The sequence below is a fragment of the Erythrobacter sp. W302b genome, from assembly GCF_046452395.1.
In the GTDB taxonomy this organism is placed as follows: Bacteria; Pseudomonadota; Alphaproteobacteria; order Sphingomonadales; family Sphingomonadaceae; genus Erythrobacter.
The window spans coordinates 12,390-37,655 of record NZ_JBKFDH010000002.1 but is presented as its reverse complement, the minus strand read 5'-3'; the positions used below and the strand labels follow the sequence as shown (position 1 = coordinate 37,655).

General features: G+C 62.7%; 27 protein-coding genes. 7 read left to right on the top strand and 20 right to left on the bottom strand.

Features of this window, described 5'->3' with window-relative positions; genetic code table 11:
• The 15 genes from ACLBKT_RS14730 to ACLBKT_RS14660 all read right to left on the bottom strand — a co-directional run bounded on the left by ACLBKT_RS14730 (nt 1) and on the right by ACLBKT_RS14660 (nt 13,457).
• Nucleotides 1-1,668: a conjugal transfer protein TraN gene (locus ACLBKT_RS14730; RefSeq protein WP_410183737.1), complete on the bottom strand. Its 1,668-nt coding sequence runs from the start codon at nt 1,666-1,668 to the stop codon at nt 1-3.
• A 65-nt stretch (nt 1,669-1,733) separates the two neighbouring features.
• Complete coding sequence (gene trbC, locus ACLBKT_RS14725; RefSeq protein WP_410183736.1) at nt 1,734-2,420, bottom strand: type-F conjugative transfer system pilin assembly protein TrbC; 687 nt, start codon at nt 2,418-2,420, stop codon at nt 1,734-1,736.
• A gap of 61 nt (nt 2,421-2,481) precedes the next feature.
• Nucleotides 2,482-3,474, bottom strand: coding sequence for a conjugal transfer pilus assembly protein TraU (gene traU, locus ACLBKT_RS14720; protein WP_145923718.1), 993 nt, complete (start codon nt 3,472-3,474; stop codon nt 2,482-2,484).
• Nucleotides 3,475-3,548: 74 nt separating this feature from the next.
• On the bottom strand, nt 3,549-4,370 hold the full coding sequence (gene traW / locus ACLBKT_RS14715; RefSeq protein ID WP_410183735.1) for a type-F conjugative transfer system protein TraW: 822 nt from the start codon (nt 4,368-4,370) through the stop codon (nt 3,549-3,551).
• 68 nt (nt 4,371-4,438) lie between these two features.
• The gene (locus ACLBKT_RS14710) at nt 4,439-4,915 is read right to left on the bottom strand and encodes a S26 family signal peptidase (RefSeq protein WP_410183734.1); all 477 of its coding nucleotides are present in this window, start codon (nt 4,913-4,915) and stop codon (nt 4,439-4,441) included.
• Nucleotides 4,916-5,024: 109 nt separating this feature from the next.
• Nucleotides 5,025-5,591, bottom strand: coding sequence for a TrbI F-type domain-containing protein (locus tag ACLBKT_RS14705; protein ID WP_410183733.1), 567 nt, complete (start codon nt 5,589-5,591; stop codon nt 5,025-5,027).
• On the bottom strand, nt 5,588-5,953 hold the full coding sequence (locus tag ACLBKT_RS14700) for a hypothetical protein (protein ID WP_162892720.1): 366 nt from the start codon (nt 5,951-5,953) through the stop codon (nt 5,588-5,590). Before ACLBKT_RS14700 ends, ACLBKT_RS14705 begins: the two co-directional genes overlap by 4 nt.
• Nucleotides 5,950-8,523, bottom strand: a complete 2,574-nt coding sequence (gene traC, locus ACLBKT_RS14695; RefSeq protein WP_410183732.1) for a type IV secretion system protein TraC — start codon at nt 8,521-8,523, stop codon at nt 5,950-5,952. The genes ACLBKT_RS14700 and traC overlap by 4 nt, the downstream gene beginning before the upstream one ends.
• Before the next feature lie 6 nt (nt 8,524-8,529).
• On the bottom strand, nt 8,530-9,240 hold the full coding sequence (locus ACLBKT_RS14690; protein ID WP_410183731.1) for a hypothetical protein: 711 nt from the start codon (nt 9,238-9,240) through the stop codon (nt 8,530-8,532).
• Nucleotides 9,237-10,082: a DsbC family protein gene (locus tag ACLBKT_RS14685; protein WP_410183730.1), complete on the bottom strand. Its 846-nt coding sequence runs from the start codon at nt 10,080-10,082 to the stop codon at nt 9,237-9,239. The genes ACLBKT_RS14690 and ACLBKT_RS14685 overlap by 4 nt, the downstream gene beginning before the upstream one ends.
• 8 nt (nt 10,083-10,090) lie before the next feature.
• Complete coding sequence (locus ACLBKT_RS14680) at nt 10,091-11,380, bottom strand: TrbI/VirB10 family protein (RefSeq protein WP_410183729.1); 1,290 nt, start codon at nt 11,378-11,380, stop codon at nt 10,091-10,093.
• A gap of 5 nt (nt 11,381-11,385) precedes the next feature.
• Nucleotides 11,386-12,201: a type-F conjugative transfer system secretin TraK gene (locus ACLBKT_RS14675; protein WP_410183728.1), complete on the bottom strand. Its 816-nt coding sequence runs from the start codon at nt 12,199-12,201 to the stop codon at nt 11,386-11,388.
• The gene (locus ACLBKT_RS14670) at nt 12,198-12,764 is read right to left on the bottom strand and encodes a type IV conjugative transfer system protein TraE (RefSeq protein ID WP_066110835.1); all 567 of its coding nucleotides are present in this window, start codon (nt 12,762-12,764) and stop codon (nt 12,198-12,200) included. Before ACLBKT_RS14670 ends, ACLBKT_RS14675 begins: the two co-directional genes overlap by 4 nt.
• 1 nt (nt 12,765) lies before the next feature.
• Nucleotides 12,766-13,050 carry a type IV conjugative transfer system protein TraL gene (traL, locus tag ACLBKT_RS14665; RefSeq protein WP_054136666.1) on the bottom strand — a complete coding sequence of 95 codons (285 nt, stop codon included), beginning with the start codon at nt 13,048-13,050 and terminating at the stop codon, nt 12,766-12,768.
• An 89-nt stretch (nt 13,051-13,139) separates the two neighbouring features.
• Nucleotides 13,140-13,457 carry a hypothetical protein gene (locus ACLBKT_RS14660; protein WP_066531399.1) on the bottom strand — a complete coding sequence of 106 codons (318 nt, stop codon included), beginning with the start codon at nt 13,455-13,457 and terminating at the stop codon, nt 13,140-13,142.
• A 355-nt stretch (nt 13,458-13,812) separates the two neighbouring features.
• Here ACLBKT_RS14660 and ACLBKT_RS14655 point away from each other — a divergent pair, with 355 nt between their 5' ends.
• From ACLBKT_RS14655 to ACLBKT_RS14635, 5 genes are all read left to right on the top strand, one after another.
• The gene (locus tag ACLBKT_RS14655; RefSeq protein WP_410183727.1) at nt 13,813-14,202 is read left to right on the top strand and encodes a hypothetical protein; all 390 of its coding nucleotides are present in this window, start codon (nt 13,813-13,815) and stop codon (nt 14,200-14,202) included.
• 85 nt (nt 14,203-14,287) lie between these two features.
• Complete coding sequence (locus ACLBKT_RS14650; RefSeq protein ID WP_156444247.1) at nt 14,288-14,725, top strand: hypothetical protein; 438 nt, start codon at nt 14,288-14,290, stop codon at nt 14,723-14,725.
• A gap of 30 nt (nt 14,726-14,755) precedes the next feature.
• Entirely contained in the window at nt 14,756-15,031 is a 276-nt protein-coding gene (locus ACLBKT_RS14645; protein ID WP_410183726.1) for a hypothetical protein, read from the top strand.
• Between the two features lie 370 nt (nt 15,032-15,401).
• Nucleotides 15,402-16,877: a hypothetical protein gene (locus ACLBKT_RS14640; protein WP_410183725.1), complete on the top strand. Its 1,476-nt coding sequence runs from the start codon at nt 15,402-15,404 to the stop codon at nt 16,875-16,877.
• 9 nt (nt 16,878-16,886) lie between these two features.
• The gene (locus ACLBKT_RS14635) at nt 16,887-17,162 is read left to right on the top strand and encodes a hypothetical protein (RefSeq protein WP_410183724.1); all 276 of its coding nucleotides are present in this window, start codon (nt 16,887-16,889) and stop codon (nt 17,160-17,162) included.
• Here the strand turns inward: ACLBKT_RS14635 and ACLBKT_RS14630 are convergent.
• Nucleotides 17,142-18,023, bottom strand: coding sequence for a lytic transglycosylase domain-containing protein (locus ACLBKT_RS14630; protein ID WP_410183723.1), 882 nt, complete (start codon nt 18,021-18,023; stop codon nt 17,142-17,144). The two genes, ACLBKT_RS14635 and ACLBKT_RS14630, sit on opposite strands and share 21 nt — an antisense overlap.
• 187 nt (nt 18,024-18,210) lie before the next feature.
• On the opposite strand from ACLBKT_RS14630, the gene ACLBKT_RS14625 reads away from it, so the two are divergent.
• Nucleotides 18,211-19,047 carry a toprim domain-containing protein gene (locus ACLBKT_RS14625; protein ID WP_410183722.1) on the top strand — a complete coding sequence of 279 codons (837 nt, stop codon included), beginning with the start codon at nt 18,211-18,213 and terminating at the stop codon, nt 19,045-19,047.
• 233 nt (nt 19,048-19,280) lie between these two features.
• Complete coding sequence (locus tag ACLBKT_RS14620) at nt 19,281-20,045, top strand: FadR/GntR family transcriptional regulator (protein ID WP_410183721.1); 765 nt, start codon at nt 19,281-19,283, stop codon at nt 20,043-20,045.
• On the opposite strand, the gene ACLBKT_RS14615 is transcribed toward ACLBKT_RS14620, so the two are convergent.
• From ACLBKT_RS14615 to ACLBKT_RS14600, 4 genes are read right to left on the bottom strand one after another with little or no spacing between them, the layout of a single operon-like run.
• Nucleotides 20,042-21,238 carry a mandelate racemase/muconate lactonizing enzyme family protein gene (locus tag ACLBKT_RS14615; protein ID WP_410183720.1) on the bottom strand — a complete coding sequence of 399 codons (1,197 nt, stop codon included), beginning with the start codon at nt 21,236-21,238 and terminating at the stop codon, nt 20,042-20,044. The genes ACLBKT_RS14620 and ACLBKT_RS14615 overlap by 4 nt on opposite strands.
• Complete coding sequence (locus tag ACLBKT_RS14610) at nt 21,222-22,592, bottom strand: MFS transporter (protein ID WP_410183719.1); 1,371 nt, start codon at nt 22,590-22,592, stop codon at nt 21,222-21,224. The genes ACLBKT_RS14615 and ACLBKT_RS14610 overlap by 17 nt, the downstream gene beginning before the upstream one ends.
• Nucleotides 22,589-24,337 (bottom strand): glycoside hydrolase family 2 TIM barrel-domain containing protein, encoded by a 1,749-nt coding sequence (locus ACLBKT_RS14605; RefSeq protein ID WP_410183718.1) that lies wholly within the window; start codon nt 24,335-24,337, stop codon nt 22,589-22,591. Before ACLBKT_RS14605 ends, ACLBKT_RS14610 begins: the two co-directional genes overlap by 4 nt.
• Nucleotides 24,334-25,266 carry a sugar kinase gene (locus ACLBKT_RS14600; protein WP_410183717.1) on the bottom strand — a complete coding sequence of 311 codons (933 nt, stop codon included), beginning with the start codon at nt 25,264-25,266 and terminating at the stop codon, nt 24,334-24,336. Before ACLBKT_RS14600 ends, ACLBKT_RS14605 begins: the two co-directional genes overlap by 4 nt.

Sequence of the window (25,266 nt, the reverse complement as noted above, 5' to 3'; positions counted from 1 at the left end):
TCAGGTCCCACCGTTCGTGTTGTAATAGTTCTGAATTTTCTGCTGGATCTGGATCGACATATCGATCTCGTCAGGCAGCTTCGCCGCATCAACGAACTCGGCATACACTTCCCGAAAATCCATGCGGCTCAAGTCAAGCTGCTGGAACTGGGCGATCAGGAAGCCCTCGCAGTCAGGGCGCTGCGCCGTCCCCCACCGCATCCCAAGCTGCGCCTTGCCCTGTTCATTCAGAATACGGACGAGCTTACTGCCGTAGCAGCAGTACGACTGCTTGCGGGTCACGCAGACACCGAGCACGCGGGATGAGCAATAGGTCCCGATAAAGCGGCACAGACCTGCATCATCCCGCTTGTCGACTTCACGGTCCTCGCGGTCGCACAGGAACGGCGTGAGAAGCGGCACGCCCTTGCCGCTGCAGCAGTTCGAAAGGCCAAAGACCTTGCGGGTGCAGCGCAAATGCTCGCCGCTGAAGATCTTCAGCCGATCAGGATCAAACCCGTCCCGCAGCTCGCCCATGACGTTCATGGCGACCATGGCGTCCTTGAACTCAGGTGATGCCTCGCGCTCGACCTGAGTGCATTCTCCATTGATGCAATAGAGATCCCCTGCACAGACATAGGCTGGTGGCGGCTGCGATCCCGCGCCGGGAATGGCGCACTGATACCAGCGATCATGGACGTTGCAGGTCACACCATCTGCGTCAAAGCTCAGGCACTCGTCATGGCTGAACCTGCAATCGCTACGCGCCTCAAGGGCACCACAGTCATTGGCAGGAGCCACCCCTTCACACTGATAGGTACGCTGCCACTCCCAGCAGCTGCGCGTCACCGAAAGACCATTGATGACCCGCGTCTCTCCAGGCGCAGTGCAGACCTCGCTTGCAAGCGTGCAGGTGGCACCATCCGTGGCGCTCTGGCAGGCGGCCTCGTCGACGGTCTCGCCAACGATCCGCGAGGTGTTGCGTTCAATCCCGCCCGGTACGCCGCTTAGCCGAGAGGGGCATTGCCAGACCTGGCGAAAGATTGGCTCGCCTGGCTCAGCACACCACCTGCGACCGAATTCCTCTTCCACCCACTGCAGGCACCTTTGCCCTACCCGAGCGCTGCGCTCGAGCGTGCATGAGCTGGAGCCCTGCGCTTGGGCAAGCATCGGACACATCTCATTGCGATCAGCAAACTCTTCGGTTTCGCAAGAATGCTCCCAGGTGCGTCGTCCCTCGGTCTGGATCTGCAACGACGCATTACAGCTGCGCGCCTCCGCAAAGGGCTGCGAGCCGGCATTGCAGCTTTCAAGATAAGTCGTGGTACCCGTCCCTCCCGGAGGCAAGGGATTGCAGGCTCCTGCAGTTCCTCCAGGCCCACCACCGGCGCCGAGATAGGCGTCAGGGTCAGCTTCAATCAGGCGACCGGCAGACAAGTCGACAGTGTCGGAATCGAACCGGGTCCTGTAGGGATCAACGATCACGCGGTACTCATCGCGATACCGCTGCGCTTCCCCCGCCGCCGTCAGCCCAACAGGATCGTCGACATAATCACGCGATGGAATATCAGTACCCTGGAAGCCGGGGACGTTTGCTGCCGAACCATTGCCAAGAATGCCCGATGACGTGGTGTCACGGACATCCTTTGCGATTGCTTCGCCTTCTACCCTCGCATCACTGGCCGCCATCTGGGCGTGCGCAAGATGACCGCAAGCCGCAAGCGCAAGGGAGACAGCAAGGATGCGCAGGCCATTCACCTTTTACCCCTCAGATTGGCAAGAGCGAGACGGGCAACCGGCGCGCCCGGCCCGCCCGCCCCGGCGAAGGTCTCGAGCACATAAGCCACACTGGTATTGCCTGAGATGCGATCATGCGGCGGCGGCGCGGTCACACAATCGAGCTGATCGCAGGGCTCGAAATCGGTAGCGAGAGCCACATAGGTGGGAACTCGGTCGACACCGAAGGATCGAAACAGCCGGGGATCGATTGCCACATTGCTTGCGCCAGACTGGTCGACAACCTTGCGGATACCGCTGATGAAGGTCTGCGGATTTCCGGTGGAGAAGCCGCGGAAAACGACAACGCCGCCTGCTCTGGTCGTGTCGGCGATCATCTGTGCAAGCGCCTCTTCGGGCATCGACAGGCTGGCGAATGCCACAAACAGCGGCGCACCCTTGGGGCGGGCCATGCCGGCCTTGGCGCCAGCCACCATTTCGTCGAAGTCGACGGGGCCATCTTTCCCGGCGATTTGCGAGACATCCAGGCCTTCAACCGCCTCGTAGCCTTGCGCGACAACCGTCTGCGCCTCTTCGCTTTGGGTTTGCGCGTTGGCGGTAGCGTAGTCGAAGAGCGCTTGGGCGTCGGCCTTGAATGTATCGGCCCGCTCCTCGATCGCTTTCGGGTCGAAGTCCGTCAAATCCTGAGCAACGACGGCGGTCATACCAAGCAGCAGGCTGACGGCGAGAGCGGGGAAGAGTCCTCTGCGATTCATTGGCGCGACCTCAAAGCATGCAGCAATTGCGTTTGCGCCAGAGGAGGAAGCCGACATCCTCGCCTTTGACAGGATAGACCTGCCCAGATTTGGGCAAGATCGTAGTCGCTCCAATCGGAGAGCAGGCTTCGCGGCCGCTCACCATGGGCGTCGGATTTACCTGCTGCATCCGGTACTGGCTCTTCTTGAGGATCGGCATGATGTACTTGGAACACAGCGCTTTCGATCCGCTGGTGCCCCAGGCGAGACCCTGACGGTGGAGCTTGTAGACCATGCGCTCGGCCGCGAGCCGCGCTGACTGCTTGATGCCGATATTGGCACCAACATTGCCGTTCATCGGATACATCGAACCCTGGCAACCAGAGCACCAGAACAGCTCGTCCATTGGCAGTCTTGCGCTGGCTGAGATGCAATCGGCCGAGCAGGCGGCCTGCGCGATGACTGAGGTGAAAAGCGCGGCCTCGGGATTGAGGAGAGATGCCAGCTCGTCGTCCTGCCAAAGCGGATCGATCTCGCTCATATAGGCAACGTCGAACGAGCTCGCCTCTAGACACAGGAAATCGGTCACCACTTCGAGCCAGTAGAGCAGCGGGTAGATGTAATAATGCACGTGGTATTTGGCGGTGCGCTGGGACTGGCCCCCTAGCTGCGCGCCGTCCGAGGCATAACCGTTACCGATCGGAAAGCCGGGATCGAGCTTGATGCCGCCAAGGTTCGGAAAGCACCAGGGCTTGGTCGAGACATCAATCAGCCGGACCGGTTCCCAGAACCCGATCGCAAGGCCGATGCGCGGCACCGGCGTGCCGCAGGCGCAGATCGGAAGATCCGGATTGTCGGTGTCGGCACGCGATGATGGCCAGATCTTGAGCGAGCCCAGCGACAAGGGGAACATACAGCCCCAGCACACATCGGTCACCGGATTGACGAAACTGCCTGAGCACCGACCAGGCCCGCTGGGAAGACCCTGAGCCAGAACCGGGGGAGCCAGCACGGATGCCGCCATGAACAGAGACGCAAAGCCCAGGAGGAGCGCAAGGAGCCTAGAGCGCATCGTCTCTCTCCCTCATCAACCAGGCATCATCTGCCGCATTCTTGGCCCGGACCCAAAGGACCCCCTGAACCAGAGCGAAGGTCGTAGCGCCTGCGAAGAGTGCGAGAGCAAAGATGCCGGTTAGCGACCGAAGAGCCCCGAACGAAAGAACGAGCGCAGCGACCAGAAACAGAGCCGCCATCGTGCGCAAACGTGCCGCCTTGAGCGCGCGCGTTTCGGGGGCAGCAAGGGGCGCCGGAACCAGATTGCACCAGGAGTTCATGCCCCCTCCCTTTGCGCGCAATGGCTTGCTCAGTGACTATGAGGATGTCGCCGCGCTGCTCGACCAGCGCCGGGGTCCGGCGTATCCCGAAATAGCTGGTAAGGCGGCCGTCCTGATCAAAGTAGAACCGGCGCTGGTGAGCCTTCATCAGCTCGAAGGGAGAGCCATCAACGAAGATGATCTTGGCGCGCGCATCGCCGCCGTGCTTCATCGCCCATGCGACTTCTGCCGGATCGTCACCATCAACAAAGAGAAGTTTCTTGCTAAGCGCAGCGGCGGTAAGCGGATTGACGCGCTGACCCGCCACAGCAATCAGGTTCCCCTTGTGATCACGGATGTCCTTGTCGATCCGGATCGACGGATCGAACTCCCAACTCCGGGTCTCCTCCGCAGGCGAAATCCCGGCGACCGGGACCGGACGCATCACCCTCGCCTTCACCTTCTCGGCGAACTGGCGATTCATCTGATCGAGTTTTCCGGTCGCAGCCGCATGGTCGAGCCGCGCCTTGATAACGCTCAGGAGATCGGGCTCAGCAACGGGCCAGGTCTGGCCCATCTGCCCGTGGTCGACGCTTTGCCCCGACACCACCCCGCCGCTCGAAGCCGTCGCTGACACCGCAAGTCCGCCAGCAACGAGGAAGGAGACGGCGACCCTCACAGGATTGGCTGCCCGGTGCCGACAAGCCGGTCGCGGCACACAAAGCCGATATGCGCATAGCGGCTGTCGAACCCGTCCTTGTGCGGAGTGCCTGCAAAAATGCAGCCTTCCGGCACAACTCCAAGCGGGCCTGCAGCAAGAGGATCGCCTCGCTTCGTCATCGGTTTGATGGTCGCCACGCGCTTCCCGTTGACGTGCACATCATTGCCGATGCGCGTCACCGTGTCGCCTGGCAGACCAAGAGCGATCTTGGTGAAAGCCGCCGGCTTCGCCCCAAAATACTTGACCGTAATGGGATCATGACCGGGATGGAAAACCACATAGTCCCCGCGCACCGGAAAACGTCTGGCTTCGACCACGAACGCCCAGTTCGGGAGCGAGTCCGTCACGTTGATCATCAGCGCGTGGTTCTCGCTCCACTTCGAAGCTGCGCTGAGGGCACCTGTAACGAGACAGACAGCAGCGATCGCCATGAGTCTGCCGCCGGTCGAAAGGCGTCTGGTCCTGCCTGTCGTCGTAGGGGACTCGCTGTCCGACAAAAGCCGAGCAAACCCCTTGGGCTGAGCCGAACGAAGGAGCGGATCAGGGTTTGCCATCGCGCTGACGTCCCTGATTGGCAGCCATAAAGGCCTGCATCTCTTGTTCAACGCGGGCCGCCTGCCCCTGAGGAGCAGCCCCCAGCGACTGGGAAGATTGCGCCTGCGCCGGTTGGGGACGCGGAACCTTTGCGTAAACGGCAGTCTTCACGCTCTGCGTAACGTCGGGAACTTCGCCCCCTACGATCGCCTCGTGAACGAGCACGACTTTCCCGGACTTCGACAGGCCGGAGACCGTCTCATCCAGCGCTGCCATGAAGACAGCGGTTTGCCGTGCGGCGGTCTGCTCGTCGGCATTCGAGCGTGCCTGTGCCTGGAGATACTCCCCGATGATGCCCTGCAGCTGAAGCTGGACGAATTCCTGCTGCCCTGACCCCTGTGCGGCAACACTCTTGGTGACCCAGGCCCCCCAGACAAAGGTCATCGCCGCGCCAGCGAACAGGAGTATTTCGCGAGCCGACAGCGCGGCAAAGCGACCGCGAGGTTTGACCTGCGAGGCCTTTGCCGACGCGGGTGTGGCAGGCGCAGCCATATGGTCGAAAAGGTCCGTCATTGGTCATCTCCGGCTACAAAGAAGGCTGAAATCAGGCTCGCGCGGCGGAAGAAGGCGATCAGCACAAAGCCTGTGAGCATGACGCCGAAGCTGATGGCCGCGAACTGGCCGCGTCTCGAAGCGTCTGCTGCAACGAAGCGCGACGCGAGATTGTCCAGCTGGAGCATCAGGCCATCGAGAGTGAAGCCGCCAAGGACAAGGAAGAACAGGGTGGCGATGCCGAGGGTCGCAAGCGCGCTGGTGGCAAGCCAACCGCTGAGCCGAAGGGCGATAACGAGAAGATCCTGAGCGGCCTGCTTGCGGCGCGCTGCGGCCGAGCGGCGGGCCCTGGAACGGACCAAAGGACGAGAAGGCGTGCTCATTCCGCAGCCTCCCTCATCGGAAGTCCTTCAGGCTCTCGATGTTCTTCAGGGAAAGCCACCGCCTCGATCGCTTCGGGCATCCGGTAGCCACGATGCACATAGTCCTCGATCTGAGCGAAGACATGCGGGCTCGATGAATAGAGCGTGCCTGAGAACCGGTCGAGGACGAGCCGAGCGACGCATTCGGTCTCTGGCCCCCGGATGAATATGTCCGAATAGTCGGTGCCGTTGCGCTTCAGCGACCGCAGCAAAGCCTCGGTCATGTTGTCCATCTCGAACCGGTCCGAATTGCGGAAATCCGAGATGGTCTCGCCCTTCTGCTGGAGGATGAGGAACCAGTCGGAGTTTTCGAGGGCCGCCCGCGAGCCTTCGGACTTGTAGTAATCGTGGATCGACTGCGTCGCGGTGATCAGTGCGCCGCCATATTTGCGGCAGGTGCGCGAATAGGTCTCGACGAAGTCGGCCATCGCCCCGCCCTTCAGCATCTGCCAGGCCTCATCGATGATCAGCGGTTTCGGGATCGCGCGGTCCATCCGGCGCATAACCTGCGAGGCAATGAACATGATCGAGGTCAGAACGACGCCGCGCAGCTCCACCCGGGTCGCAAGGTCCGAGAGCTCGAACACGGTAAGATCGGCCGACAGATCAAGGTTGGCATCGCCAAGAAAGAACTTCCCGTAGGTGCCCTTGGCCGCGAACGGCAGCAGCGAGGTCGCCAGATCATAGGCAAAGGGATGCTCGTGGCCCTTGAGGGCCTGCATCACGTGATCGATTGTGCCGTGCCGCCCATGGGTGTCCCACACAAGATTGACCGCCTGGTCGATAAGCCCGCGTTCGGTGTCATTGAGCCGGGTCTCGTTGCGCGCCATCTGCGATACGATGGATTTGAGCATCGCAAGGCAGTCGACCAGATAGTCGTCGTCCCCTTCGGCAAGGGTCTCGTCGATCATGCGAAACGGGTTGATCGAAATGCCCGAAGACAGCTTGAACTCGGTGAAGGTCCCGCCCAGCGCCTTGGCCATATGCTCGAAGCTGCGGCCGTCATCGATCACGATGGTCTTGGCCCCCACCCCTGCAAAACTTGCCGTGAGGTCCTGTAGGAGCACCGACTTGCCCGAGCCGGACTTGCCCGAGATCGCGACATTGTGGTTGCCGGCACTGTTCTGGAAGGGTGACCAGAATTGCGGCTGCCCCCGGCGTCCTATGAAGAGCAGGTGCGGGATGTTACCGCCGATGTATTCGCCCTGGATCGGCGCAATCGCGGCAAGGTTCGCCGAGCGCATGGTGCGCATGCGCTTCATCCGCTTGAGGTCGCTGTCGAGCCCGTCAGCCAGCAGCAGCGGAAAGTGTGCCATGAAGGCGGGAAGCTGGATATGGGTCTCGTCAATCAGATCCCACCCGCTCGCCTTGTAGAGAGCCTTCAGCGTGCGCTCGCAGGGCTCGCCCCGGCCCTTCGGCGCAATGATCGTGACAGCGTAGTAGCAGGACACGAGCTTCTCGCCCTGCTTGACCCGGTCGGCCACGAACTGCCACTCAGCCGCTTCGGTACGCAACTTGGGCACAAGCTTCACGCCCTTGCCTTCCGCAAGCGAGCTGGTGCGCACGAACTTGTAGCCGGCCTTCGCTTCGGAAGACTCCTGATTGGGGATCACTCCACAAGCCGTCTGCAAGACGGGACAAGGCAGGGAGAGCTTGGGGTTGAAAATGTCCCCAATCACCTTCTGGCTATCCCAGGGTGCCCAGCGATCCGGAAAATTGCGCACCGCCATGGTGCGCACATCGAAGCGCTCAGGCACGTAGTCCTTCAACTCGGGCACGCCATCGACTGATGAGCCGGTTGGCCGCAACGACTGTGCCTCAAGGACGAGGCGGTCACGCCCGACATGGGTGACGAGATCCCGCCTGATGCATTGCTCATTGATGGGATCGAACCGGTTGTATCCCGGCACTTCATCTCCAGCGCCAGTGGACGGGGCGAGGATCTCATCAAAGAAGCGGATGAGGTCGGTCGGAGCGAATTCCTTGACCGGGACATCGATGGAATCGAGGGCAGAAATGATCCCCTCGCGCATGGTCAGGAGGTCATCGGTCGAAAGGCCCGAACCATCACTTATCCCGACTGCCAGCAACACGCGAAAGCTCCGCACAAAGAACGGGCCATCGCTGGCAAGCGTGGACCATGCTCCATTGCGCAACTTGTCGACGCGGTGGCGGGCAAGCGTCTGGAAAACCCCCGAAGCCTTGTAGCGCGGCAACGCCCAGGTCTGCAGTTTCTCGGCAACGCGCGGGCTCGAATAGTTCGTGACCGAGAACTTCGTGCCGGGCAGAAGAATGTCGGAGAAAAGCGACCCGATCACATCATTGACCCGGTCGTTTGCACCGACAAGCGGTGCGAGCTCGATGATAAAACCCTTCGAGCGGACCTGATGAAAGATACGCTTCTCCTCATCGAACGAGCGATATCCGAGGAAATGTGAGAGCATTGGAACGCTGGCAGGCCGGGCGTTCTGCTCAGGCTTGCGAGCATCGCCGGTTACCAGATCGATGATGTTGGTGAAGGCCTGCAGCATGGCGCGTTACTCCGGCGTTGCAGGGAATGAGGCGGCCTCGCGCCTCGGCAATCGCTGCTGTGATGCGAGGCGCTCGGAGACCTTCGCCTCGATCTCAGCGATCGGGTTGGCAGGCTGAGAAGCCGCTTGCTGGGCTGGGGCCTGCTGGATCGGGGCTGGGGTCTTTGGAAGATTGGACGCCATGGCAGTCTCAGCGCCCACAGAACCCGGCTGACCGTCATCCAAGATGCCGGGGGCAATCGCCATGAATTGCGGTGCGCTCTCGGCGGCCGCTAACAGCCCCTGAGCACGCGCAGGCTTTGCACCTCGTAGCGCAATTGTCTCGAGAGCATCGCCCCGGCCCGGGAGCATCGCCTTAACTGGCACCGCGATGCGGGCATGGGCTGTGCCTGCTGCATCCGTGTAGCCCGGAAACACGACAGACAGCTCGTAGCTCGGCGACGAACGCGCCACGAGTGCTTCGGAACCGAGCGACTGGCCCCGCACAGGCGCGGAGATCCCGTCGTCCATCCGGAATGGACCTGCGGGGTTCAGAAGATCCGCCGAGGTCGTTTCCTCGATCCGCGCAATTGCGCTGTCATCGATCACCAGCGATGGCGCGCAGATACCGTCTGCAGCCTCACAGCGAAACTTGCCGCTGACATTGGTACCGAGCGTCGTACAGGCCGAAAGGGAGAACGTCACCGCCGCGATTGCCATTGCGCCTTTGGTGTTCATGACACCTTCTCCTTCAGCCAGGTTTCGAGGAATTCGCGAGGGCGGAAGCCGTGAAGGACAGCGCCATCGTCGCGCACAATGACCGGGGTGCCGGTGAACCCATGCTTCCTCGCAAAGGCCTCATTGGCATCAAGGCCCGAGGTGTCGCAGCGCCGACCGCTCGTGATCGCGCCTCCGTCATAGGCCTCGTTCACCGCGCGGCGCTTGTCGGTCGCACAGATCACCGCCTCTGAGATTGGACGGGTGCCGAGGACCGAAATCGGTCGCTCAACGACCTTGACGTCGAGTGTCGCGAGGGTTTCGTGGAGGCGTTTGCAGTACCCGCACCGGAAATCGCTGAAGACGGTGAGCGTCCGGCCACCCTTGCCCATCACGACGCTACCGCTCGAGGGCAGAGCTGCGAGCGCTGCAGGATCGATCCGTGGCAGTGGCCCCGCGTCGCCCGCCCCTGCCTGACGTGCCTGTGTTGGTTCGGCCGCGCCGTCTTGACTCTCGCCAGCGCCCCCCGCCCCAACCAGCATGTCCGGGTTCATCTCGAGCAACCGGGCAGCTGTGAGATCCTGCTTGGTCTCCATGTCGTAGACACGGCCAATTATGAGATAGCGCGCCGAGCGGTCGATGTAGAAGAGGTTCTGACGTGCCTGAACTTCGCAAACGCCCTCGATCTTGTCGCAGTCGATCGTGGTGATCTCGGTCTTGGGGAGACGTTTGACCAGCGCTGCCTTGATCGTCGCAGCGTCGTCTGCCGCCGCGGCATGAGCGGCTGCTGCAATTGCAGCGAGGGAGCCAGTGAGCGCGAGGGCGGCCCCTGCCACCTTCCATGTGGTCCATTTGAATTCCATGACGGGCCTCAATTCCTGATGAAGGTGCCGTCGAGGAACACGACCTCGACCGCAGCACCGGTGGGCATCTCGACGACCGGCTGATATTGCTCGGCCCGTTCGATCAGATAGTCGGAGAGCGTGTTCCCGGCGTTGGCCGCGCCGCCGCCAATAGCCTGAATGCCGACATCGGAAGCTGACGGGAGCACGGGATCCTGGGAAATCCGGGGGATCTGGTTGGCGCCCTGAAAGGCGTTGCCCACCCCGCTCACCAGCCCTGCGAGAAACGCTTGCGTGGTCAGCGAGCCTTCACGGCTGACAACCCGTCCGCGAACGCCGACTTTGCCGCCGAAGGCAATGAAGCCCTTGACCTCGGACACCGCAAAGCGCCCGCCGGGCTGCGCACAGGTCATGCGCTGCAGCTTCACATAGACCTTCTCGCTGGAGAGATCGCCGTAAGCCGCACCATTGACCATGCAGCCCTGCACACGGGTCGCGAGCAGCTTGCCGTCACCATAGACCGAGCGCGCTGGCCCCGTGATACGCAGAAGAACTGGCAGAGGGTCACTCTGGCTGCGGGTATTGGTCGTCGCATCAACGCCGACCACCACGGTGGCATTCGCGATCGAGTTGGGCGGGAGGTAGTTGGGGGAGTCGGTGTAAACCGCAGGGGCCTTGGCCGGATCAATGCGCGAGCCCGTCCCGCCCGCTTGCGCGAAAGACACCATCTGCACGTCGTTGCCGCGGCGGGGCAATGCGGCGGAAGGTGCGCCTGACGCAGCCGGCGAAGGCACGCCCATCTCACGGGCAGCCGCGACCGGCCCGGGGGCAGTCGGGCGGGGGTTGCCCCTGGTGACCTGCTGACGCAGTTGCTGGTTCTCGCGCTCATAAGCCTCGAGCACCTGCTGCCCGTCGCGCGCCATCGCGGCATTTTCACCGCGCAATGCCTGAATCTCGCTCTGCAATTGCGCAACCTGGCCAGCCTGCGCTTCGACGCCCTTGAGACGCTGATCCTGGGAGTTAACCTGACCCTCATAGATGGCCATCCATTCCTGATCGACGCGCTGTCGGTTCATCAGGGCATCGGTCGAGACCATGGTCTCGTGCCCAGGCTTGGTTGCCTCTTCGACCACGGTTTCAGTCCGCAAGACATACATGGTCGAAGCCACGACCGCGACACCACCGAGCCCGAAGAACAGCATCCTCTGGCGCTTCTGTGCCTTGTCATTGTCGATGATCGAGCCCGTTTCATCGACCGCATCGCGGCCATCAGCCTCGGCGCCATCCAGATCCTTGGGCTTGCGCTTGAGAAAATCCATGAGGCTTACCTTCCTGCAGGCACGACCACGTAAGCAGCAGTCGCCTGCCCGCTTGCGAGGTTGGGGTTGGAAATAGTGACGGCGATTGCACCGTCCCCGGCGATGAGTTCTTCGCGAAGCGCGATCGGTGAGGCGCTGGTATTCTCGATGCGCAGGACCTTCCCGGTCATCGTCGGGCTGCGGTACTCGGTGATGAGCTGGACCTTCATGTCCCCGACATTGACCGGGGCACGAGCCGCGTCGCGGATCTCAAAGCCGGTCACGGGGCGCTGTTCGAACATCGCCCTGACAAGCCCGACAGCGCGATCCTGCAACGAACCTGATGCTGTAAGGACCTCAGGTTTGGCGGACGGATTCTCGATATCGGCATTCGCCACGAAAACCTGCACGGCGCTGTCGCCGCCAATCTGGCAGTCGAACTTGTAGACAAGGCCCTTTTGCGTCGTCCCGAAGAAGGAGATGTTCGGCTTCGAATAAGCTTCGGGGACCGAGATGTAGATATCGCCGCGGGTGGGTTCGTGGACGATCGAGAAGTCTTGGCCCTCGACGCCAGTTTGCACGCGGGATACCGATACGAACCGGTCATCCTTCAGAGAAATGCGCGTCAGGTCGGCCTTGGATGCCCGGCAGCGAACCTCTCCATTATCGACGGCGAGGATGCTTTCGTCAGCAAAAGCTGGCGTGGCCGCCATGACGAAGCCGCCAAGAACCAAACCAACTGTGAAAAGTGCAGCGCCAAGCCCTCGAACAAGATGGCTGTCGATGCGGAAAAGCAGCGGCGCGCCCGAGGCGAGGCAGAGCGTCGAGACAGAGAAGGTCATTGGTTCGGTCCTTCCTTCTTAACGACGACACCAAACCCCTTCAGGCGCAGCGACACGCCGGTGTAGGTCCAGTGAAATTCGAAGATCTTGTGCTCGCGGCGCACGTCCTTGGATCCGACGATGGTATGAAGGACGCCGCCGACCTGGCTGGTGAGGTTTTCCGGATCGGTGCGGATCCAGTTGATCGTGACAAACTGGGTCACCTGCGACCCCTCCTGATCAGCCACGATCCGCAGGAGCTTGGCCTTGAGAGCCCCGCGCGCCTCCGGAGCGGAAATGGCCACGATGCCATCAAGCCAGTACTGGAGTGTTTCGGGCGAGCGGTTGAGCGCCAGCTGCGCGGTGTCGCGCGTCACGGCCTCAAGATATTCGGGCGTGAGCGCAGCAGAGCTCAGCGTCATCTGGCTGGGCAGGATGGGCTGCAGCACGACCTCGCGGTCCCGCGTCGATGCCGCGGTGAACATGACCACCACGAGAATGCCGAGCACGACACAGATGAGCGCAAGCAGGTTGCGTTGCTTGAGGGTCCGCTGCGACGCCTCATGAGCAAAAGAGATTTCCATATCAGCCCGCCATCACACGAAGATGAGATGGCGGAGCGACCTTCAGACCGAAGAATTCTCCCGGCAAATGCCAATAGGCAAAATGCAGGACCCAATGCATCGAACGCCCAGCTTTGACTTTGCGATAGCCGAACCACGCAGCAAGGGCCAAAAGAAGCCCGATGACAACGTGCTGAGCGAGAATTCCCCAGGTAAAGGGTATGACCATCACGAGGAATTCATCGAGGGTCCAGAACCCGATCAGTTCTGGATCGTCGAGATGTTTTGGGATCGAATACTGGTCCAAGGATCAACTCCGCCATAGGGAGGACAAGGAGCGGCAGCCCGAAGGGTGAACTGCGGTGCCCTTGCCATCATGAAGCGAGGGCGCAGCGTTCAGACCGTGCCGGTAACCGAGGCGGTTACGATCGGAATGCCGGTCCCGGCGCCGACGCCGACGCCCACCGGGATTGCGACCTGACCCAGCGAAAAGCGGCCCGACGCCAGCGCCACGATCCCGCCGGCGAGCGAGAGCACAGTGATGATCCGGCCACCGGAGCCTTCAAGGAAGCCGGTGAACTGGGCGAGAGCGGTGTTGAAGGTCGTGTCGGCTCCCGCCATCGCGGCATCAGCGCCGAACACGCTGGCGGCAGCGAGCGCCGCAATCGCAACAGCAAGCGTGCCGCTGCGATTCTTCAGATCGAGTGTGGTCATTGAGGTTTCCCTTTCGGTTGGATGCTGGCGTCTACCGCCACAGCCAAAGTCCGCCCGGGGGACACCTTTTCTCAAACATTAGATTCGAAACTGGTCGCCGATTCGTGCGACTGGTCCGGAATAGGCAACCAGGGTGGTTGCGATTCGCGGCCAGCCCGGTCGGAAAATGCAACCACCCCGGTCCGGATTCCCGACCAGGGCGGTCGAGATTCCTGACCACCCCGGTCGTGATTTCCGACCACCCTGGTCAGGAATTCCGACCAGGGGCTTCCCGCCCGCCAAAGAAATGATTCGAACCCGTGTCGGAAGCGGATGAGGGGGCAGCCCTTCTGGAAAGACAGGAAGGTGATTGGACATGGAGCAGGACACGCATGTGGCGCACGAAATCGCCGTCAGCGATGTGGCCTTCGAACAGATCGTAAAGGCCATCGCCTCGCTAAGCCTGGAACGAAGCCGCTTCGTAAAATTCAAAGACGTCCTTCTCTATGCCCTGGCGAGATATCAGGAGCCGAAGGAAGATCATGCAGCTGGCTTGGTCGCTCAACTCCCTGTGGACGGCCCCATCCGCATCTATGTGCGGCTCAATTCGAAGGAAAATGCCGCCGTCGAACGCCTAAAAGGGGAGCTGAGCGCCAAGACGAAAGTCCATTGCGGCGTACGAGAAACCCTTGTGTTCTGTGCCTTGCTTGTGGCGCAGGGTGAATTTTCCACTTGCAAAATTCCCGCTGGCAAGATCACACTATGAAATTGCATGGTGTGGCATGGCAGAGGCATGAATGTGCAAGGGGACGCCCGAGGTCTTGGGAGTAAAGGCCCATAGCGTAAACAGAATGTACGCTGCTCTGATCAAAGAACAGATGCAGCTGCGTCATACGAGCCTCAGGAAGATGGCCGACGAAGGAGTCCTCAAACGGAGCCGCCGTGCAGGCTTTTTTGAAAGGCTCGAAGCCGGCAGCCTGACCATCGACGAATTCCAGAGAGTCCTGGTTCACCTCGAGATTGACCCAATCAGAGCCGGCCTCGTTCTGCTCTGCTATAACAGCGCTAGCTCATACGAAGACCCATGCTGCGAGACGACTGCCCTGGTAGCGGTCGCTCTCGCTGCTCGCCTTCCGAGCGAGCTGGCAGCGTGCGAGGGGCAATTCGAAACTATCCGTCAAAGCCTGTGCGAAACGATCGCGAAGAAGACATCCACCGCCATCGCGAAACACCATATGTCACTCGAGAACCGGCATAACGGCGGCGGATTTGAACATGCCTACGCATGATCCGTTCATCACGAAGGACGACAACGCTTCATGATGGAGCGCGTGACTGGTCACGAACACCTAGCCGCTAACGGTGCGCCGGCAACGGAAGGCGCCCGGAACCGGAAAGCGGAGCAAAGACGCAGGCGCCGCAAGGACGGTCTGCACCCCCTCGAAATCTGGCTGCCAGCAGCCATGATCGAGATGATCGACGAGCTCAAAAGGGATGATCTTTCGTCCAGGGAAGCGGTCATCGCAGCGATTGTGGCGACAACGCTCAGCGTCAGATCGCCTGAACCATCAGAAGGACAACCGATGATGCTCTGAAATTGAAAGGGGGCCCCGCGCCAACGGGACCCCCTTTAACGCATCCTGTTGCCAGAGCGCCAAGTTCACCTCGCTTTCTAGCAACAGACCGAATGGCAAACAAGCGCTTCTGCGCGCGATGAAGTGCGCCCGAACGCTGCCAGGGATCGCAGCACCAGCTGGTGCATATGAAAGGGAGGTCAGCGACGCAGACATGAAAAACCCGGGCAGCGCCCGGGCCTTTCGAAGGAAGCTGTAATTTGCCGCGCCAAAGCGTGGCGAGAGACACCGGCAAGCTACCTGCTCCCTGACAACTTACAAGCATTTTTCGCAAATTTTGCGGGCAATGTTCTTTGTCTGTGCCGCACCTCAGGACTGAGGGAGCGAAGGGGTGACTATTGTCAAAAATCAGGCAGCCTCGGAGGTGAATAGCCGCCGGGGAGGGCCAGCAGCGATCGGCGCCTGTCTGCCAAACCTGGGGACGCTCGAGACCGACCAGCTGACCAAGATCACTTTCATGGAAGACCCGGCAGATCGGGCTAGACATGCAGCGCGCGTCAGCAAGATGATGCGGGGGTTCGGACATACCGGGACCGAAAACGCAGGCACGCAGCGTCGGCGTAGACTGCTTAACATCATCGAGACCTTCGCGAGGATGCCGCCCGTGACGATCGATGTTCCGAGAATCGTCTGGCGCGATCTTTACGATGCCGCCGCGAACATCGCGGCCATGAATATCGACTGGGACAGCCGCTGCGGCCCGCTTATTGCCGCCTCGAACGACCATCTCAAATGCCGGATCGGATGGACCGCCGCGCGCAAGAACATCAGGCGCCTTGCCGAATACGGCCTGATCATCCCCCATTGCCTCGCCGGCAACGGCAAGCGATTTCTTGGGTCACGAGACAGCGAGGATCGCTCCGACGCATCAGGATGGTCACTGGCGCCGCTGCTCCTCCTTGAGGATTACCTCACACAACTGGCCGCCACCGAGAAGGGCCTGGCCGCGCAAAACCTGATACTGCCCAATGAAATTCGAAGGGCAACAAGCAGCGCGTACCGGCTGCTGCGGCCGTTCGAGCAGGGCCACCTTTGGGCTGACAAAGCCAGAAAGAAGCTCGATGCGATCGCTGCGGCGCGGCGCACATACCAGAGGCGGAAAGGATCCATGGACGCTATCGCAGTGCTCGGCCGCCTCGCCGAGGTCGCGACCCGGCTGCTTAATCGGTTGTCACAGCGCATATCCGTTGACGACGTTGCGTCGCTGACACCTTCCGGGGACACTAGGGTGCGCCGGGATGACCACCATCAATACAACCCTGAAGAAGCTCTTGAATCCGTATACGGCTTAGCAGAGGGCGCTTGTCGCCAAGAACCTGATAACATTCCAGCCACACCTGATGCCGACAGGGTGAAGCAAGAAACAGCCGATGTTTTTCAGAACGCGCAGGTCTCGGCCGACGCGAATGATGTCTACGGCGTCCATCGATCGGGTTTCGTTTGGGCCGAAGCCCCTGCCCTCTTCCCCTTTATCGACGGCATGGTCGAAATTGGAACCCGACCGGGCCTGACCGAGCTCCACGAGGTCGCCCGCGTCTGCCAGATAGGTCAAGCTACGGCAGCGCGGGCAAGTGCGACACTGGGCACAGAAATCGCACTTCTGTGCGCGCTGATCACCGGGCATCACCTGACCAACGGACAAATCCGCAAGACCCCCGATGCATACATGCAGGCGCTGGTGCGGCGCGCCCGCAGCGGTGAACTCAATCTCGGCCACACGCTGCTCGGCCGCAGAAAGGCAGTATTCGGCCAGGGGGATACAAGAGCTTCGAAAGTGCGTATCTCTCTTCGATCATCGCTGCACTAGGTCCGACTCATGAAGCAGGAAGCCCTTATCGCTTGGACATCGCTCTACATCGGCGTGGGAATGATGGCGCTGATCTGCGCAGTGCTCGCGGTAGTAGTGACTGCCGACGACTGGCGCAGTGGCAGATGGCGACCCACGCACCAAACGGGGCTCCAGAAAGCTCTGGTCATCCCGAAGCTCTGGCTGCGCTGGCAGCTCAACTACCTCAAGGGCGCGCCCGTCATCCTGGCGATCAGTGTGTACTATGCTTGGGCTACTGGGTTCTCAGTGTTCTGGAACGTCTGATCGTCCTTCGAAAGAGGCAAGCATCACCCGGCGAAACGGATTGGGCGCGGGAAGTGCTGCCGAGGCAAGCGACACGCCGCCGGTCGAATTCAGATTGCCGATCGAACCCATGATCGTGCGCACATAGTTGCGGGTCTCACGAAACGGCGGGATGCCGCCAAACTGGTCCACACGTCCCGGGCCTGAATTGTAAGCAGCCAGTGCAAGCTCCCATGTCCCGAAGCGATCCAGCTGCTCGCGCAGATACCGCGCACCGCCGACAAGGTTTTGCCGAACATCCCAAGGATCGCTGACACGCAGATATTGAGCCGTACCGGGCATCAGCTGCGCCATGCCCATCGCACCGGCGCTGCTTCGGGCGAAGGGACGATATCTGCTTTCCTGCGCCAGCAAGGCGTCAAACAGAACAACGGGCACGCCGGCAGCACAAGCGACGTCGACGATCAGGTTGAAATAGGCTGTCCGGCGAGCCTGGGCATCCCTGCTGATACCATATCGCGGGAAGAAGCTGCGGGACTGGCAGAGTGGGTCGTCCTGCAAAGGGCGAAAGAGTGAAGAAGCAGGGCCCATGAATGATGCACCTGCCCGCATCCACGAAGGAACAGCGGGACGCGCGGCATAGGGATTAATCGCGAAGCTGTGAGGGACCAACTCAAAGTCGCTGTTCAACTCTGGTGAAAACGCATCCACTAGAGCCGGAGGCGGTTCCACTGATTGCTCGAGATCGACCGTCCCGCGCAACTGTGGGGCGAGCACAGCGAAGTCCGGTTTTGCCTCTGGCGAAAACACGTCGAGAATGGCTTCGCGCGCCGACGATGGCGTCGGCGTCAAAGCAACCAGGAAAAATAGAAGATTTTTCATGACCACACCTTTCGGCGTGGTTCGGATATCGCCCTACTTTTCTAAATGAACACGCGCCGCATGGCAATCGCGTACAATCTGGCATCGCACAGACGAAAGGGGCGTTGGCCATCGCGAGCCGTGCAGGAGAAGGTCGGGTCGATCCAAAGGGGAAAGATGGTGAGGCTTAGCTGAGAGGAGCGGGTTTATGTTGATTGCGCTCAAACCCACCCAGGAGACCATCGACATCGTTGCTGCACTGAAGGGCCGTTGGCACGGTTCCTACGCGATGTGCGTCTGCCCCGCGCACGCAGACAGAACCCCTTCCCTTTCTGTCCGGCAGGGCGAGCGGGGTCTTCTGGTTCATTGTTTCGCGGGCTGCCGCAGCGAGGATGTCCTGCGCGAAATCGTTCGGACCAAGCCAATCCTGAATTCCTCTGCCCCAAGCTATCAGCCAGAACGAACTGCGCCAAACGTCAGAAGGATATGGGATCAGGCCACGGATATCCGCGGAACGCTCGGCGAAGTCTACCTTCGATCGAGGCGACTGTCAGTCGATCTCCCCGACTTACGCTTTCATCCAAGGTGCCCGTTCGGCCGCAAGCCCGAAACCACCTTCCGGCCCGCGTTGCTGGTCGCTGTCCGAACTAGGCACAAATTGACGGCTCTCCAGCGGATCAGGCTGACGGACGACGGAACATGGCATGATGGCAAGTTCATGCTCGGCAAACCCGGACAGGGCGCTTGGGCTCCACAGTTCGAAGGCAACGTGCTCGCCATTGCTGAGGGCATAGAGGATGCGGCAAGCTATGCTCAGATCAAAGGAGTCCCGTGCTGGGCAGCACTCGGGAATGAGCGTCTCGCGCTAATCAAGGTTCCAGACCATGTTGGCACCCTTTACATAGCCTCGGACAACGATGATCCAGGCCGATGCGCTGCAATGGCGGCAGTTGGATCACACAACATACCAGAAAGGCAGATCATTCGTGATCCACCGCCAAGGCGATTCCACGACTGGGCGCAGGTTCAAAGCCAGATCAGTTAAATGAACATCGCGCTGAGTGTCGGCTGCCGACCCAAACCTAGTCGTTGGCGGCAGCCGCGTTGATCGACTGGTTTCGCCAAAAGCAGCCGAGCTGCTTTTGGGATCGCCGATTGGTCACGCTCATGACCGCAGATGGGTGGATTGGCGAATGGCGGCTTTCCCGGAAGGGTATCGGACACACAATCAGGATAATCGGACTTGCCAAGTCAAATTGGTAAGGACAGTGTCAGACCATGCAATCGCTCCCGACCAAACAGACAACACGGCTCTATCAGGCGCTCGCTGAAAAGCTGACCCGGCTGATTGCCTCGGGCGAATACAAGCCCGGCGATCGCCTGCCGGCCGAACGCGAGCTGGCCGCGATGTACAACGTCAGCCGCCCGACCGTGCGCGAGGCGGTGATCGCGCTGGAGATCGAAGGGCTGGTCGAAGTGCGGATTGGCTCGGGCGTCTATGTCATCAGCCAGACCCCGAGCCGCGAGGGGGTGGAGCGCGATATCGGCGCCTTCGAACTGACCGAAGCGCGCATCCTGATCGAGGGCGAGGCTGCGGCGCTCGCCGCCGCGAACATCACCGATGATGAACTGGCCGAACTGGAACGCCTGCTCGCCGAGATGGAGGCCGCCAACCAGTCCGGCGCAGGCGCGGGCGAGATGGTGGACAAAAGGTTCCACGAATTCCTCGCCGGGTGCACCCGCAACAGCGCGATGCAATCGGCGGTCGAGCATCTGTGGATGGTGCGCAACCGCTCCCCGCAATGCATCCGCACCTTCGAGAAATCGCGCAGCAAGGGGCACAAGCCGGTGATCGACGAACACCGCGCGATCATCGAGGCGCTGCGGGCGCGCGATCCGGTCGCGGCGCGCACGGCGATGCGCGAGCATCTGGGCCGGGTGCTGGAATATCTGCTCGCCTCGACCGAAATCGAAGCGATCGAGGAAGCCCGCGCCAAGGCGGCGGCGCAGCGGGATCGCTACAAAGTGTCCGAACGGCTTTAACTGGCGTCGGCGCGGATTGCCGGCTCGTCCGGCTCCAGCCCCAGGCCCGGGGTGTCGGGCACGGTGAAGATCCCGTCCTTGGGCAGCATCGGCGCGCGGAAATAGCGCCACAGCTCCTTCAGCCGCACCGCGCCGGGATGTTCCTGCGGACGGCTGGCGGTGGGTGCCCAGGCGACGAAATGCGCGTGTGCGGCCGACAGCAGCGTGGGCCGGGCATTGTGCACCGAAATCGGCAGATCGCGCAGCCAGGCGAGTGAGGCGACATGGCGCGCCGCTGTCAGCCCCGACAGCTTCGACACGTCCGGATTGAGCAGATCGGGCCGCCCGTGATCGATCAGGTCACGAAACGCGAAAGGCGTGTATTCGTGCTCGCCCGCCGCAATCGCCATGTCGAGCGCGCCTGAAACCTGCGCCATGCTGGCATAGTGGTGCATCGCGCAGGGTTCCTCGAACACCGCAACGCCCAGTTCCTGATGCAGCGCGCGGCCCACTTCGATCGCGCGCGCGGCGCGGTAGCCGTTGTTGGCATCGACATAGAGCGGCACCGCGTCCCCGATCGCCTTCCTCACCGCGCGGGCGGTGGGCAGGGTGGGATCATCGGCCGGATCGGCGTTCTCCTCGCGGATAGCCATGCGCACCTTGATCGCTGTGAAGCCTTCCCCGAGCATCTCGGCGGCGCGGCGCGCGGCCTCGTCCGGGGTCATATACTTGCCCTGCCCGAGATCGCGGCTGAAGCTGCCATAGACCGGGAAGCTCCCCCGTTCCTTGCCCCCCAGCAGCGCCCAGACCGGCAGGCCGAGCAGCTTGCCGCGCAAGTCCCACAAGGCGCAATCCACGCCCGCGAGCGCCTGACTGGCCAGACCGCCGGGGCCGAGCTCGTCGATTTCGTAATAGGCCCGCGCCCACAACCCGTCGCCATCGAACACGTCCGCGCCTTCGTAGATCGCGGCGAGTTCGCGGCGGATCACTTCGGCGACCAGCTTGCCGCCCGAATGCCCGGCCTCGCCCCAGCCGGTGGTGCCGTCGTCGGCGGTGAGCTTGACGAACACCGCGCGCGGCACGGCGAAGGCTTCGACCTTGGCGATGCGCGCGCGGCCCGTGTTGGCGGCGAGCAATGGCAGGGGCGCGGCGAGGCCCGCTCCCGCCAGCGCCATCCCCGCCAGAACCCTGCGCCGGTCAATGCGTGCCGTCATAATCACCCTCCACCAGTCTGCGGTGCATCACCCGGTCGAGCGGGTAGCCCCAGATCAGCCATGCCGACAGCGCCACGCCGGTCAGCGGCACCAGCGCCATGATCGCCTTCAACCCCCACAAGGTCGCCTCCGTCTGAGGCACGTTGGGCGTGTAGCCGATCCACACCAGCAGCACGCCAAGCAGCCCGCCGTTCAGCCCCAGCGCCAGCTGCTTGGCGAAGGAGGCAATGCCGAACACCTTGCCGTCATGCCGCTGGCCGGTCTTCCACGCATTGTATTCCACCGTATCGGGCAGCATCGCCCAGAACAGCACCTGATAGGCGACGTTGCCCGCCGAGATCACCGCGATCAGCGCGCTCGCTACCAGCGGATCGCGCGAGGGGCTGAGGAAGAAGGCGGAGTAGCCGACCGCGCTCAGCGCGTTCGCCGCCAGCCATGTCGCCCGCTTGCTCGTCCGGCGCGCCAGCATCGCCCAGAGCGGCGCGAAGGCGAGGTTGATCGCAAGCGCGAAGGGCACGATGCGGGGGACGAGATCCGGGCGCTCCAGATAATAGGTGACGTAATAGACCAGACACTTGTTGGTCATGGTGAAGGCGAGGCTGCTGACGATGATGCAGCCGAAGATCCGCACCAGGGGGCCGTTCGCGGCGGCCATGCGCAGGGTGTCGCGGAAATCCTCGAGACTCGCCGCCACCGAGAAGCCGCGCGGGTTGGCCTCGCGCAAGGCTGCGGGTTCGGAAGTGGTGGCGAAGGTCAGCCAGAAGAACGGCAGGCTGATGAGGCCGGTCAGCCCGGCGGCAAGGATATAGGTGTTGGCGCTCGTCTCCTCGCCCAGCGATTGCACCAGCTGCGGCATGACGAAAGTGACGAAGGCCCCGCCGGAGAAGGCGAAGAACATCCGCCACCCCGCCATGCTCGCCCGCTCGTCGGCGTCTTGCGAGATGCGCGCCGACAGCGAGCTGTAAGGGATCGACACCAGGGAATAGGCGGTGCGCAGGAAGATCTGGCTGAGCAGGGCATAGAGGAACAGCCCGCCCTGCTCCCACTCCGGCGTCAGGAAAGCGAGGATGAACGAGGCGACCAGCACCGGCGAGGCGAATATCAGGTAGGGGCGGTAGGAACCCCAGCGGCTGCGGGTGCGGTCAGCCAGCGCGCCGATGATGGTGTCGGCGAACCCGTCCCACAGGCTGGCGATCAGGAACACTGTCCCCGCCAGCGCCGCGTCGAGGCCCAGCACATCGGTGTAGAACGGCAGCAGCAGCAGATTGAGCGTCTGCCAGAAGATGTTGAAGCCGAAATCCCCCGCCGCCCAGCCGATCATGCCTTTCCGGGCCAAAGGACGAATTTCGCTCATGCCGCCCCCCACAGGCGGCGGAGCGCCCAGGCGGCCATCTTGGGCTCGCGGGTGCGGGTGAACACGCCCTTGAGGTTATGCACCACCCGGCGGCCATGCTGCGCGGTGCGGAAATCGGCGAAGTTCCAGACATGCCCGCCCTGCACCGCCGGGTGGCGCTCGATCTCGGCCCAATAGGCGGCGATCAGGCGCTCCTGATATTCCTCGGTGAACAGCTGATCGTAAGTCGCGTGCTGCCCGGCGAGCGCATCGGCCCCGAATTCGAGCAGCATCACCGGCTTGCCATGCACCGCCACCGCATCGAGATCGCGCCGCAGCGCTTCGACCGCCGCGCCGATCTGGCCGGGGTTGGAATACCAGCCGTGATAGCGGTTCATCCCGATGAAGTCGGCCTCCGCGAAGGCCGGATCGTCATTGCCCGCATAGCCGACATTGGCGTGAGTCATGGGCCGGGTGGGATCGAGGCTGCGCGCATGAGCGAACAACGCGCGCCAATAGGGGGCGCTGGCCTCGCGGTAGGTGGGTTCCGCCAGATAACCCGGCTCGTTCGCCAGCGACCATGCGATCACACAGGTGCGGCTGGCATCACGGGCGATCAGCTCGCTGACGGCGCGCTTGTGCCAGGCGAGGGTTGCGGCCGTGGTGCGACGGAAATCGAGGTTGATCGAGAACACCTCGTCGATCACCAGCACCCCGAACCGGTCGGCGAGATCGAGGAATTCCTCGCTGTAGGGATAGTGCGAGGTGCGGACCGAATTGGCGCCGATCCACTTCAGCAGATGAAAGTCCTTGACCAGCTGCGGCAGGTTGAGCCCGCGCCCGTGCAGCGGGCTTTCCTCGTGCTTGCCGAAGCCCTTGAGGGTGATGGGCTCGCCATTCAGCAGGAAGCGGGCTCCGTCGATGGCGAAGGTTCTGAGGCCGATGGGCTGGCTGCCCGCGTCGATCACCGCACCGCCTGTATCGAGCACGTCGATGTCGAGGCGGTAGAGATGCGGACTGTCCGGGCTCCACAGCCGGGGCGCGGGCGGATCGAGGCGCAGGGCGGCGCGGCCTTCGGCAAGGGGCGCGGTGGTGAGGGTTGCGCCTGCGTCGTCCGACAGGGTCGCACGGATCATCGCTCCGGCGCTGGCCTCGACCGCCAGGGTGACGCCCGCAAGGTCGCTCGTCGCCCGCCAGCCGGTGAGGCCCTGCGCGGGGGTCTCCGCCAGCAGCACCGGGCGGTTGATCCCGCCATAGGGGAAGAAGTCGAAGCGCACCGCCGGCAGATATTCGTCACGCGGCCGGCGTTCCTCGGCATAGGTCGCCTGGGTGATCCCCTGCGTCGCCTCGTCCGGGTGCAGCTGCGCATCGACCCGCACTATCAGCCGCGCGCGCCTGCCCGTGGCGAAGTGGGGGGGCACGGCGACTGCGAAGGGCAGCATCGGCGCAGAACTGGCGCCGAGATGCTCGCCGTCGAGCCACACCTCGCCGTAGTAGTCGACCGAGCCGAAATGCAGCGACAGGGCGCGTCCGGGGGCAAGCGCGGGGAGGAACACCTCGGTCTCCAGCCAGCCCGCGCCACAGAAATTCATGAAGCCCGCCTCGGCCAGCTGCTCGTTCCAGCTGCCCGGCACGGCGATGGCGAGGGCGCTCTCGGCAGGGATGCCGTGCGACCAGTCGGTGGTGCCGTCCTCGTCGAAGGCGATGCGCCACACGCCCGACAGGTCGGTGAAGGCGCGGCAGGCGTTGCACTCAGGGCGGATCATTGCGGCATGGCCTCCAGCGGGATGATGGCGCCCGGGTGCATCACCACCGCGCCCGCCAGCCGGTGTCCGGCGCGAACAGCAGTCTCGGGATCAGCCCCGACAAGCAGCGCGGCGAGAAAGGCGGCGTTGAACGAATCCCCCGCCCCGGTTGTGTCGCGCGCCGCCTTGCGTTCGGGACAGGGGACGAGGCGCGGCGGCTCGCCCGCGACCGAAAGCAGCGCGCCCGCATCGCCCATCTTCACCGCCACCAGCCGCGCGCCCGCGTCATGCCAGCGCTCGGCGGAATCCAGCGGGTCGGCATCGCCATAGAGCGCCGCTTCGTCCTCGAAGGTGGGCAGGGCGATCGAAACATGGGGCGCGATGGCAGCAAAGGCGGCGCGGGCGGCGGCAGCATCGGCCCAGCCGCGCGGTCGGTAATTGCCGTCGAACACCACTGCGCCCCCGCCTGCGCGCACCGTCTCGGCCAGCGCGGCCACCTGCGCGCGGCCTGCATCGTCGAACAGCGAAAGCGTGATGCCCGACAGGTAGAGCATCCGCGCCCGCCCGGCCTCGGCCAGCGCGGCGGGCGCTTCGGGCAGCGCGAAGACATCGCGCGCGGCGGACTGCTCGCGCCAATAGGTGAAGCTGCGCTCGCCCCGCGCGTCGGTGCGGATGGCGTAGAGGCCGGGGACGCGGGCGGGGTGGGTGAGGACAAGGCGGCAGTCCACCCCCTCGCCGGTCAGAAAGTCTCGCATTTCCTCGCTGTAGGGGTCAGCTCCCAGAGCGCTGAGATAGGCCACGTCCACCCCGGCGCGCGCGGCATAGATCGCGACGTTGGCGGTGTCGCCCGCAAAGCCCATCCGCCAATCGCCCGATCCGGGCGCGCGGGCGAGTTCGATCATGCATTCGCCGAAACAGATCAGGCCGCGCGGGGCCGTGCCCTCTGCCAC